At 72.9% G+C, this 11,047-nt stretch carries 10 protein-coding genes; 6 read left to right on the top strand and 4 right to left on the bottom strand.

Annotation, left to right across the window (positions count from 1 at the left end; translation table 11 throughout):
* Positions 1-29: 29 nt before the first annotated feature.
* From ACFW5B_RS25185 to ACFW5B_RS25200, 4 genes are all read left to right on the top strand, one after another.
* Complete coding sequence (locus tag ACFW5B_RS25185) at positions 30-671, top strand: TetR/AcrR family transcriptional regulator (RefSeq protein WP_386443739.1); 642 nt, start codon at positions 30-32, stop codon at positions 669-671.
* A gap of 210 nt (positions 672-881) precedes the next feature.
* Positions 882-1,730, top strand: coding sequence for a 3-hydroxyacyl-CoA dehydrogenase family protein (locus tag ACFW5B_RS25190; protein ID WP_386443742.1), 849 nt, complete (start codon positions 882-884; stop codon positions 1,728-1,730).
* Positions 1,731-1,878: 148 nt separating this feature from the next.
* Positions 1,879-2,202 (top strand): STAS domain-containing protein, encoded by a 324-nt coding sequence (locus ACFW5B_RS25195; protein ID WP_042148793.1) that lies wholly within the window; start codon positions 1,879-1,881, stop codon positions 2,200-2,202.
* A 369-nt stretch (positions 2,203-2,571) separates the two neighbouring features.
* A complete protein-coding gene (locus tag ACFW5B_RS25200) occupies positions 2,572-5,154 on the top strand; it encodes an ATP-binding protein (RefSeq protein WP_386443746.1) in 2,583 nt (860 codons plus the stop codon).
* Positions 5,155-5,242: 88 nt separating this feature from the next.
* Here the strand turns inward: ACFW5B_RS25200 and nucS are convergent, their stop codons facing one another.
* Positions 5,243-5,905: an endonuclease NucS gene (nucS, locus tag ACFW5B_RS25205; protein WP_018087371.1), complete on the bottom strand. Its 663-nt coding sequence runs from the start codon at positions 5,903-5,905 to the stop codon at positions 5,243-5,245.
* A gap of 249 nt (positions 5,906-6,154) precedes the next feature.
* On the opposite strand from nucS, the gene ACFW5B_RS25210 reads away from it, so the two are divergent.
* Positions 6,155-6,547, top strand: a complete 393-nt coding sequence (locus ACFW5B_RS25210; protein ID WP_386443749.1) for an SCO5389 family protein — start codon at positions 6,155-6,157, stop codon at positions 6,545-6,547.
* 141 nt (positions 6,548-6,688) lie between these two features.
* On the opposite strand, the gene ACFW5B_RS25215 is transcribed toward ACFW5B_RS25210, so the two are convergent.
* The gene (locus tag ACFW5B_RS25215) at positions 6,689-7,732 is read right to left on the bottom strand and encodes an LLM class flavin-dependent oxidoreductase (RefSeq protein ID WP_386443752.1); all 1,044 of its coding nucleotides are present in this window, start codon (positions 7,730-7,732) and stop codon (positions 6,689-6,691) included.
* A gap of 186 nt (positions 7,733-7,918) precedes the next feature.
* Between ACFW5B_RS25215 and ACFW5B_RS25220 the strand changes: the two genes are divergently transcribed.
* Positions 7,919-8,236, top strand: a complete 318-nt coding sequence (locus ACFW5B_RS25220; protein ID WP_386443755.1) for an ATP/GTP-binding protein — start codon at positions 7,919-7,921, stop codon at positions 8,234-8,236.
* A gap of 15 nt (positions 8,237-8,251) precedes the next feature.
* On the opposite strand, the gene ACFW5B_RS25225 is transcribed toward ACFW5B_RS25220, so the two are convergent.
* Both ACFW5B_RS25225 and ACFW5B_RS25230 read right to left on the bottom strand, forming a co-directional pair.
* Positions 8,252-9,181 (bottom strand): ABC transporter permease, encoded by a 930-nt coding sequence (locus ACFW5B_RS25225; RefSeq protein WP_386443774.1) that lies wholly within the window; start codon positions 9,179-9,181, stop codon positions 8,252-8,254.
* Positions 9,182-9,624: 443 nt separating this feature from the next.
* The gene (locus tag ACFW5B_RS25230) at positions 9,625-10,857 is read right to left on the bottom strand and encodes an ABC transporter ATP-binding protein (protein ID WP_386443758.1); all 1,233 of its coding nucleotides are present in this window, start codon (positions 10,855-10,857) and stop codon (positions 9,625-9,627) included.
* Positions 10,858-11,047 lie beyond the last annotated feature (190 nt).

An 11,047-nucleotide genomic window follows, 5' to 3' on the forward strand; every position in this document is an offset into this window, starting at 1 on the left:
GGGTCTCCATTGAGAGGTAGGGTGAGGGCATGGCAGAGGGACTCAGGGAGCGGAAGAAGCGGCAGACCCGCCAGTACATCTCGGACGTGGCGACCGGCCTCTTCCTGGAGCGCGGCTTCGACGCGGTGACCATCGCGGAGATCGCCGAGGCGGCCGAGGTCTCCGTCAACACCGTCTACAACTACTTCCCGGCCAAGGAGGACCTCTTCTTCGACCGGAGCAAGGGCCTGCTGGACCGGCTCTCCCGCTTCGTGCGGGGCCGGGCGGCGGGGGAGTCCGCGGCCGCCGCCGTGCTGCGGGAGCTGCGCGAAGAGGTCGAGGCGGTCTCCCCGCGGGTCGGGCTGATCGAGGGCTACGACCGGTTCATGCGGGTGGTGCACGGGGCGTCGGCCCTCAAGGCGCGCCTCTGGTACATGCAGCACGAGATCCACGCCAACCTGGAGCAGACCCTCCGGGAGGAGACCGGGGCGCCGGCCACCGATCCGCTGCCCGGCCTGATGGCGGGCCAGATCGGCTGGGTGCACCAGAGTCTGATGGGCTGGATCGCGCAGCAGATGATCGAGGGCCGCAAGCCCGCCGAGGCCTCCCGGGAGGCCCTGGTCCTGCTCGACGAGATGGAAGAGCTGCTGGGCGAAAAGGTCCTCAACTACGCCGTACGGGCGGGCGACTGACGGCCAACTGTCCGGATCGTGCCCCGCGGGTGCACCCCGGCGGTGTGATGTCCGTCATGAATAATCGGCGCTGCGGCCCGAAGGGCCTCGTTACGGGCGATCGTCGGGTGACGGGCGGGCGTGACGCGCATCTCTAACCCTCCAAAGGATCGCTTACGACCGCTAACGTCACCCAGGACCGTCAAATGCACAGGGTGTGAGGGGACAGCAGTGGCAAAGAAGCTCGCCGTCATCGGCGCCGGACTCATGGGGTCCGGTATCGCGCAGGTCTCCGCCCAGGCGGGCTGGGACGTGGTCCTCCGCGATGTGACGGACGAGGCGCTGGCCCGGGGGAAGGGCGGTATCGAGGCCTCGTACGAGAAGTTCGTCGCCAAGGGCAAGCTGGAGGCGTCCGCCGCCGAGCAGGCGCTGGCCCGCATCACCACCTCGACCGACCTGGAGGCCGCCGCCGACGCCGATATCGTCGTCGAGGCCGTCTTCGAGCGGATCGAGATCAAGCGGGAGATCTTCCAGGCGCTCGACAAGCTGGTCAAGGATGAGGCGGTGCTGGCCTCCAACACCTCCGCCATCCCGATCACCAAGATCGCGGCGGCCACCTCCCGCCCCGAGCGGGTCGTGGGCACGCACTTCTTCTCGCCGGTGCCGATGATGCAGCTGTGCGAACTGGTCCGCGGTTACAAGACCAGCGACGAAACCCTCGCCACCGCCCGGGAGTTCGCCGAGTCGGTCGGCAAGACCTGCGTCGTCGTCAACCGCGATGTGGCCGGCTTCGTCACCACCCGCCTGATCTCGGCGCTGGTCGTGGAGGCCGCCAAGCTCTACGAATCCGGCGTGGCCAGCGCCGAGGACATCGACACCGCCTGCAAGTTGGGCTTCGGCCATGCGATGGGACCGCTGGCCACCGCCGACCTGACGGGCATCGACATCCTGCTGCACGCCACCGACAACATCTACACCGAGTCCCAGGACGAGAAGTTCGCTCCGCCGGAGATCATGCGCCGCATGGTCGATGCGGGCGATATCGGACGCAAGAGTGGGCAGGGCTTCTACGAGCACTGATACCGCGTCAGGCCCATCGGGCCGATGGGCCTCACCCCATGGGGTGAATTCGGTATCGGTTCGCTTACAGGCGGCAACTTCGCCGCGCGAGAGGCAGTCAGATCTGTAGACGTCCAGGCACCACCACCCATGACACCGGGGAGCGCATATGCACATCAGGGGCGACCACGCCGAGCTGGTCGTCGGGGGCCGCCTTGACGTCCGCAGCGCGGCGGACGCCCGTACGGCCCTGCACGCCGCCGTCGACTCCGGCCGGGGCGATCTCGTGCTGGACCTGACCGAGCTGGACTCCTGGGACGCCACCGGCCTCGGCGTGATCATGGGCGCGCACCGCCGCGCCGGCCGGGTCAACCGACGGCTGGTGCTGCGCGGAGTGCCGCCGCAGATGCAGCGCCTGCTGGTCGCCACGAGGCTGCACCGCATCCTCGCGATCGAGGGCGGCATCGAAGCGGAATCGGTTCCCCGGGTGTGAGGCAAGGGCGGTGCGCCGCCCGACGGCCTCAACGGACGCCCGGGGAACGACCGGACGCGCAGGACGAAGCGTGCCGAAAGATGCAGAGCCGATCCGCAGAAATGTCGTAAACCGCGCGATATCGCGCAATCCCGGAAGTTCTGGTCAGGACCCGCCCCCGGCGGTGCACCGGCCCGCTGTCGCGGTCTAAGGTCAGGTTCCCGCCCGTATGTCTTCATCCGCGGCGGGCACCGGACCGGACGCGACGGCTGACGGCGATCTGCCGGAGCCGGGGGAGTGCGGACGGCCGGAAGCGCAGTCGGCACGCCGTGCTGCCTCCCGGGCCGAGAGCGGAGGCGGAGCGGAACGAAGCACCTGGGAGCTTGCAGCATGGACCCGAACACTCAGCGGGGATCCGAGGAGTACGGCGAGCAGGGCGGCCCTGCCGAGCCGCCGGCCCCCGCGTTCGGCGGCGCGCAGGGCGGCTCCAACCGGCTCGCCCGTGTCGTCCGGCTCGTCTCGGGCCCGTACCTCGTCACCGTCAACCCCGTCGACGGCAGCGAAATAGAGCCCTGCCCGCCCGGCGAGCGGCCCGCCGCCCCCGGCCGGCTCGACGCGGAGGAACGCGCAGCGGCCGAGCAGGCCGCCGCACCCCCGGTGCCGCCGGGCCCGCCCGGATCCGCCGGGCACGAGACCGCCCTCGAAGAGCGCACCGAGGACACCGAGCGCCTGGTCCGGCTGCTCTCCCGGGGCCGCTCCGTCCGCGTCACCGGGCCCTCGGGCTCCGGCCGCACCCGGCTGCTGGACGCCGTCGCCGCCGCCTGCGCCGACCTCGCCCCCGACGGCGTGGTCCGGCTCTCCGGCTACCACCGCACCTCCACCGACCTGCTGTACGCGCTGTTCGACGCCGTCTACCGGGCTCCGCAGCACCGCCCCGAGCGGCCCGAAATACTGCGCATGGTCGCCGAGATCGGCGCCATCGTCGTCCTGGACGACCTGGAGTTCGGCGGCGCCGCGCTCGACGAGCTGCTCGACGCCACCCCCGAATGCGCCTTCCTGATCGCCGCCACCCCCGACGTCGCGGCCCCCAGTGCGGGCTCGCACCTCGAAGAGGTCTTCCTCGGCGGCATCGGCCGCGGCGCCTGCGGCCGGCTGCTGGAGCGTGCCGTGGACCGGCCGCTCACCGACGACGAGGAGGCCTGGGCCGCCGACCTCTGGTTCGAGTCCGAGGGCCTGCCGCTGCGGTTCGTGCAGGCCGCCGCCCTGCTGCGGCAGTACGACGGGCTGCGGGCCGCCCCGGGCGCCCTCGACGACGGCTACGGCCTCTTCCCCGAGGACGGGGCGGACGCCGAGCCCGCCGCCGAGCCCGCCGAGCGCCCGGAGGTGTCGCTGCCGTCCCTCGGTGAGGCCGCCGCCCCCGCCCCGCTGCTCGCCTCGCGGCTGAGCGAGGCCGCCCGGGAGACCCTGCGCTTCGCCGTCGCGCTCGGCGGCGAGCTGCCGCACCAGGCGCATCTGCCGGCCCTCACCCAGGACACCCACGCCGATGCCGCCCTCGGCGAGCTGCTGGCCTGCGGTCTGATCACCCCGGCCGGCGGCCACTACCGGCTCGCCGCCACCGTCCAGGACCAGCTGACCGCGGCCGGCTACGCGGACGGCGCCGCCGGGCGGGCGCACACCGTCGCCCAGCACTACGCCTGGTGGGCCGGACACCCCTCGGTGACCCCCGAGCGGGCCGCCGCCGAGTCCGATGTGGCGCTGGCCGCGATGGGCGTGCTGACCGGCAGCCGGGAGAGCGGGCACGCCAGCGCGGCCGTGCTGCTGGCCCGTACGGCCGCCCCGGCGTTCGCCGCGGCACTGCACTGGAGCGCCTGGGAGCGCACCCTGCGGCACGGCCAGGAGGCCGCCCGGCTCGCCGGTGAGGTCGCCGAGGAGGCCTACTTCCACCACGAGCTGGGAGTACTGGCCCTGTGCACCGGCAGCCTCGACCGGGCGCGCGCCGAGCTGGAGGCGTCCATCGGGCTGCGCGGGGTGCTCTCCGACCGCAACGGCGCGGTGGCCGGCCGGCGCGCCCTGGCGCTGGTCACCGACCGTACGCGGGCCGACTCCGCGGCGGCGGCCACCACGGCCCTGCCGACCGCCGGCCCGGCGACCACCTCGGGGCCGGGTGCCGCGAAGTCCGCCGCGAAGTCCGCGTCGGCCACACCGTCCGCCGCCTCGACCGCGAAGCTCCAGAAGACAGGGGCCGCGGCCACCGCGGCGACGCCGGCCGTCCGGGGCGCCGGTGCGTCCGCCGCCACCACGGCCGTCCCGGCCGCGGCCGGGACGGGAGCGGACAAGGCCCGCCGGCGGGGGTTCGGCGGGGCGCGGCGCAATGTCGTGGCCGCGGGCGCCGGTGCGCTGCTGGCGGCCGTCCTCGGCACCATCGTCACCATCGGGGCGACGGGCGGCGACAGCACGCCGCACGACAAGGTCAATACGGAACAGACCACGGACGACAGCGACGGCACCGACCAGCCGGCCGACCAGCCCGCCGATGACATGCGCCGGCTGCCCACCGGCTCCGGCGCGTCCCGGCCCGGCACCGCCGGCCAGTCCGGCAGTCCGTCGTCCCCGTCCGGTGAACCGACGGCCAGCGGCTCGCCCAGCGACCCCGCCACGGGATCCGGGGACCCGACCGCCCGCCCGTCGGAGCCGAGCGAGCGGCCCACCACCCCCACCGGCCGGCCGACCCGGCCCACGCCCCGGCCGACGGGGGAGCCGACCGGCCCGACGCCGTCCGACGAGCCGACCGGCCCCTCGCCGTCGGAGTCGACGCCCACCGAGGAGCCGACGAGCAAGCCGACCAGCGGGAGCCCGTCGTCGTCCGCCTCCGGCCCCTCCGCGAGCGGCACGTCCGGCACCGCGCCCTCCGGTACCACCCCGTCGGACGGAACGGCCACTTCCTCGGGCACCCAGAGCGCCCCGACCGCCTGACGTCCGCGGAAAACCGTCCCAACACAGCGCAACGGCCCGGCAGTTGACCGGGCCGTTGCGCTGTGCCGCCCTTGAGGGGGCGACCGGGTCAGAACAGGCGGAGCTTGTCGTCCTCGATGCCGCGCAGGGCGTCGTAGTCCAGCACGACGCAGCCGATACCGCGGTCGGTGGCCAGTACCCGCGCCTGCGGCTTGATTTCCTGGGCCGCGAAGACGCCCTTCACCGGAGCCAGGTGCGGGTCGCGGTTGAGGAGTTCGAGGTAGCGCGTCAGCTGCTCGACTCCGTCGATCTCGCCACGCCGCTTGATCTCGACGGCGACGGTCTGGTTGTCGGCGTCCCGGCACAAGATATCCACCGGGCCAATGGCAGTGGGGTATTCACGCCGAATCAGGGAGTATCCCTCACCAAGGGTTTCGATCCGGTCCGCGAGCAGCTCCTGGAGGTGGGCCTCCACACCGTCCTTGATGAGCCCCGGGTCGACGCCGAGTTCGTGCGAGGAGTCGTGCATGACTTCCTCAAGGGTGATGATGAGCTTCTCGCCGCCCTTGTTCTCCACCGTCCAGACGTCACCGTCGCCCTCCTTGAGAGTGCAGGGCGGCGACATCCAGTTGAGGGGTTTGTAGGCCCGGTCGTCCGCGTGAATGGAGACGGAGCCGTCCGCCTTCACCAGGATGAGGCGAGGGGCCGAAGGGAGATGGGCGGTGAGCCGGCCCGCGTAGTCCACGGAACAGCGGGCAATGACGAGACGCATGGGGCGTCACGCTACTCGACCAGGGGCCACCTACGCGATTCGCCCCGGATCACGGTGCCTTTACGGGGGAAATCCCCGCACCCCCGGCGCTCGCCAATGGCCGGTTGTATGTGCAATCTCCTGGTGCGGGCCTCTTGCGCGGCATACCGTTGCAGCGGGGGGTTGTGAGGCGAACACGCTCCGTCGCAAAGCCCCTTGTCCCGTCCCTAGGCCCCGTCCGTCCCGGCGGGGCCGCGAGAGGAGAACCTCATGTCGCTCGACGTCTCACCGGCCCTCCTCGAACAGGCCGAGCGAGGCGAGGTCGACGAAGCCGCATTTGTCGACTGCGTCCGGACCTCCCTGCCCTTCGCATGGGAGATGATCAGCTCTCTGGTGGCACAGCTGAAGGTGGACGGCGGAGAGTTCGCCGACAATCAGACGCCCCCGCCGGACGAGCAGGCGCGCGGCCAGCTGCTGCGCGCGCTGGCGAGTGACGCCATCCGTGGTTCGCTGGAGCGGCACTTCGGTGTGCGGCTCGCCTTTCAGAACTGCCACCGGGTCGCGGTCTTCCCGCTCGACCCGGCGGTGGACGACCGTCTGGCCCGCTTCACGTCCATACGCGGCCAGCTGCTGAACCAGTCGCCCGAACTCCGCGACTGCTGAACGGAGTTGCTGCCGCTGCGCGCACGGTGGTGAAACGCACCGTGCCGGCGCGCCAGCGGCAGCACCACTCACGTACGGCGCCACCGCACGGCAGGCACGGCCGTCCGCACCCGGCCCCTGCTCTGCCGTCCGCCGTCTCCGTCACCCCAGCTGGGGCAGGACCTCCGTGCCCAGGCGGCGTACGTTCTCCTCCGTCGCCGCGACATCGCCGGAGCCCTCGACGAGCAGCGCGAACCGGGTGATGCCCGTACGCTCCGAGGTCGCCGCCAGCCGGTCGGCACACAGCTGCGGCGGGCCGACGGGATGCAGCCCGCACAACAGCTCCGTGTAGGCCAGCGGATCACGCATCGCGCGATAGCGGCCGTCGACCGTGACATGTGCGCCCAGTCCCTGCCGCAGCCAGCCCGGCATCGCCTTCGTGAGGGTCTCCGTCGCCGCCTCGCGGGCGTCGGCGATCTGCACCACGCCCGCCGAGACATGCCCGGCCGTGGCCACCTCGTCGCCGTCCCGGCCGGCCTCCAGGGCGGTCCGCCGCCACAGCGCGACCATCTCCGCCTTCTCCTCGTCGCCACAGTGCATGCCCAGCAGCATCGGGAGCCCGCGCTCCGCAGCCGTGCGGACCGACGCGGGGGAGGTGCAGGCCACCACCACCGGCGGGCCCGGGGGGCCGGACCCGTCCGGATCGGTCAGTGCCTCGGCCGGCCGGGGCACCACCGCCACCTCCCGGAACGCATAGCGCTCGCCCTGCGCGCCGACCCGGGGCTCCCGCAGCCAGCGCATCAGCAGATCGAGTGACTCCGGGAAGCCGTGGTCGTACGCGGCGAGCCCGGCGCCGAACACCTCCAGATCGACCCAGGGGCCGCCCCGGCCGACGCCGAGCGTGAACCGGCCGTCGGAGGTGAGATGCAGCAGCGCCGCCTGCTCACCGAGCGCCACCGGATGCTGGGTCGGCAGCACGCTCACCGCCGTCCCGACGCCGATCCGGCGGGTCCGTCCCAGCAGCAGCGCGGCCAGCGTCACCGCATTCGGGCAGACGCCGTACGGTACGAAGTGGTGTTCCGCGAGCCAGACATCGTCGAGTCCGGCCTCCTCCGCGACCTCCGCGGAGCGCACCGCGCGGTGCAGTGCTTCCCCCTGTCCCTGACCGGGGAATTGAGCGGCCAGGATGAAAGCCCCAACGCGCATCGCTCTCTGCCTCCTCGCAGCCGACGCGACTCCCCCCTACAGGCAACAACGTGTGACACGTGCCAAGGGCACGGCCTGACGGCAAATTTCCCGATGATCGCAGAATCCTGCCGAGGGGAGTTCGTCCGTGACCGCGCCGCGTACGCTGGTGACAGCCCGTGATCCCGTCACTCTCCGAGGTGCTCTGTGTCCCCGCGTCGAAACCGCCCGCACGGCGGCGCGAAACCCGTCGACCGCCTGGGCGGTGACCGCTACGGCCTGGAACGCACCGAGGAGTGGCGCGGCGAGGACTGGGTCGTCCGGCTCGTCGGGGGCGGCGGTGCGGGCAAGCACTACCGGTGCCCCGGCTGCGACCAGGAGATCCCGCCCGGGGTGCCGCATGTCGTCGCCTGGCCGCAGCACGGCGACGTCGACGACCGCCGGCACTGGCACAAGGCGTGCTGGAACGCACGGGACCGCCGGAGCGCGCGGCTCCAGCGGTCCCGGAATGCGCCCCGCTACTGAGAGCGGGGAGCGGCGTCAGACGTCGCGCTGACCGAAGGCGGCGAAGGCGCCGCCCAGCGCGCATGCGGTCACCGCGGCGAGGATCCAGAGCGGGGTCCAGCCGGTCGGGCCGGTGCTGAGGAACGGGATCCCGTACAGCGCCGCGAGCGCGTTGGGCACCGAGTACTCGATCAGCGCCTGCTGGACGTCCTTGAGGCTCTCGCCCTGGAGGAACAGCGCCAGCAGCATCGGCAGCAGCACCACGCCCATCATCGAGCTGATGGCGCCCGCCGAGTGCCGCAGCAGCGTGCCGACGGACAGCGCCAGCAGACCGAGCAGCGCGACATAGAGACCGGCGCCGACGGTGGCGCGCATCCACTGGTCGGCGGTCGGCGCGGGGCCGTTGAGCATCGAACTGTCGATCAGGGCGACCACGCCGGTCGCGACCGTCGTGATCACCAGGGCGAGGGTGAAGAAGACGATGGCCTTGGCGGCCAGCATCCGCGTCCGGCTGGGGCAGGCGGTGAGCGTCGTACGGACCATGCCGGTGCCGAATTCGGACGAGATCGACAGCACGCCCAGGGTGATCACGCAGAGGCTGCCGAGCAGGACGCCGACGAAGCCGAGGCCGAGCACCGGGTCCAGCTCGCGGTCCGAGCCCGCCGCGAGGGCGGCCAGCAGGCCGATGCCGACGATCAGCAGCAGCATCACGCCGAGCGTCCAGATCGTCGAGCGCAACGAGCGGATCTTCGTCCACTCGGAGAGCAGTGCATGGCCGAGGTGGGTGCGCCGCACCGGGATGGGCGAGACATAGCCGCCCGCCCCGGCGAAGGCCTGCTGGGGGTGCGGCTGGACCGGCGGCTGGGGAGCCTGGGTCTGGTGGGGCGCCGGTGCCTGGACGGGTGCCTGGGCCTGCGGCGCGGGGGCCGGTGCCTGGGCGGGGGCCGGCGCCTGCGGCTGGAGCATCATCGTGCCCGCGTCCTTGCCCGGCCCGTGCGCCGCGAGCGGCCGCGGCTCGGGGTACTGCTGCTGGGCCTGCAGCATCATCGTCCCGGCTTCCTTGCCCGGGGCGGGCTGGGCGGGTGCCTGGCCCTGAGCGGGCGGCTGCCCCTGAGCGGGCGCCGGTGTCCGGCCGGATGCCTGGGCCTGCGGCGCGGGTGCCGGGCCCTGGCCCTGGGCCTGGGCCTGGAGCATCATCGTGCCGGCCTCCTTGGCGGGCGCGGGCTGCTCCGGTGCCGGCTGCCCGGCGGGCTGCTGCGGGGCGGGCGGCGCCTGCGGCGGCGCGCCCTGCGGCTGGTGCGGTGCGGCGGGCGGCATCGGCGGCGCGGCCGGCACCGGCTGCTCGTGCGCACCGGTGTCGTGGGGTCCGCGCTCAGGCTGCGGCTGGGGCTGCGGCTGCTGAGGGCTGGTCATCGGGCGTCCTCGTGGTGCGGCATGGGCTGGTCGGCGGGGGCGGCGGGCGGCATCGGCGCGGCGGGCGGTTGCCCGTACGGGTGAGGCGCACCGTACGGCTCGGGTCCCCCGTACGGGTGGCCTTGCGCGGGCGGCGGATAGCCCGGCCCGGGAGCACCCATGGGAGCCTGCCCGTACGGGTTGGGCTGACCGGGAACGCCCGCCGGCACCTGGCCCGGGACGCCCGGCTGACCGGGCGGGTAACCCGGACCGCCCGCGAACCCCTGCGGGGCGTACCCGGCGGGGGCCTCCTGGAGACCGGCCCGCGCGTCCGCCGTCGAGCGGTAGTCCACGGCGCCCTGCGTCATCTGCATGTACGCCTCTTCCAGGGACGCCTGGTGCGGCGACAGCTCCCACAGCCGGACGTCCGCCTGGTGCGCGAGCTCGCTGATGCGGGGGAGCGGCAGCCCGGTCACCCGCAGCGCACCGTCCGGCTCGGGCACGGTCTGGCCGCCCGCCTCACCGATCGCGGCGGTCAGCTTCTCGCGCTGTTCCGGCTCGGTGTCCGGGGTACGGACCCGGGCGAAATCGGCGGAGTTGGCCGAGATGAAGTCCTTCACGGACATATCCGCCAGCAGCTGCCCCCGGCCGATCACGATCAAGTGCTCGGCGGTCAGCGCCATTTCGCTCATCAGATGCGAGGAGACGAAGACCGTACGGCCCTCGCTCGCCAGCTGCTTCATCAGGTTGCGCACCCACAGGATGCCTTCGGGGTCGAGCCCGTTGACCGGCTCGTCGAAGAGCAGCACCTGCGGGTCGCCGAGCAGCGCCGCGGCGATTCCGAGCCGCTGGCCCATACCGAGCGAGAACCCCTTGGAACGCCGCCCCGCGACCTCCTGGAGGCCGACCACGCCGAGCACCTCGTCGACCCGGCGGGCCGGGATGCCGGACACCTGGGCGAGCGACAGCAGATGCTGCCGCGCGCTGCGCCCGCCGTGCACGGCCTTGGCGTCGAGCAGCGCGCCCACCTGGCGGGGCGCGTTGGGGAGGCTGCGGAAAGGACGGCCGCCGATGGTGGCGTGCCCCGAGGTCGGTGCGTCCAGGCCCAGGATCATGCGCATCGTCGTGGACTTGCCGGAGCCGTTCGGCCCCAGGAAGCCGGTCACGGTGCCGGCCCGCACCTGGAACGACAGGTTGTACACGGCCGTCTTGGCGCCGTAGCGCTTCGTCAGGCCGACTGCCTCGATCATTCTCCGCCCCTCGCAAGATGGTCGGGGCAGAGGCGCTCTCGTACCCCCGTGAGAGTTAGGAGGCTATCCGGCCATTGACGGTTCCCGTCAATCGCCCCAGGACAGCACCCACTCACCCCCCTCAACCCAACTCGCCAACGGGAGGTGACGGGCCGGAGGGGCCTGTTGTGAGGACTGCTTCGCTTTACGT

The sequence above is a fragment of the Streptomyces sp. NPDC058773 genome, from assembly GCF_042746015.1.
GTDB lineage: Bacteria > Actinomycetota > Actinomycetes > Streptomycetales > Streptomycetaceae > Streptomyces.

Bases quoted from the DNA above. Each gene is read 5' to 3' on its own strand.
- ACFW5B_RS25225 (WP_386443774.1), bottom strand. From the start codon at position 9,181: ATGCTCCAGCCGCAGGCGCCGGCCCCCGCCCAGGCACCGGCCCCCGCG.
- ACFW5B_RS25215 (WP_386443752.1), bottom strand. From the start codon at position 7,732: ATGCGCGTTGGGGCTTTCATCCTGGCCGCTCAATTCCCCGGTCAGGGA.
- ACFW5B_RS25200 (WP_386443746.1), top strand. From the start codon at position 2,572: ATGGACCCGAACACTCAGCGGGGATCCGAGGAGTACGGCGAGCAGGGC.
- ACFW5B_RS25230 (WP_386443758.1), bottom strand. From the start codon at position 10,857: ATGATCGAGGCAGTCGGCCTGACGAAGCGCTACGGCGCCAAGACGGCC.
- ACFW5B_RS25210 (WP_386443749.1), top strand. From the start codon at position 6,155: ATGTCGCTCGACGTCTCACCGGCCCTCCTCGAACAGGCCGAGCGAGGC.
- ACFW5B_RS25195 (WP_042148793.1), top strand. From the start codon at position 1,879: ATGCACATCAGGGGCGACCACGCCGAGCTGGTCGTCGGGGGCCGCCTT.
- nucS (WP_018087371.1), bottom strand. From the start codon at position 5,905: ATGCGTCTCGTCATTGCCCGCTGTTCCGTGGACTACGCGGGCCGGCTC.
- ACFW5B_RS25185 (WP_386443739.1), top strand. From the start codon at position 30: ATGGCAGAGGGACTCAGGGAGCGGAAGAAGCGGCAGACCCGCCAGTAC.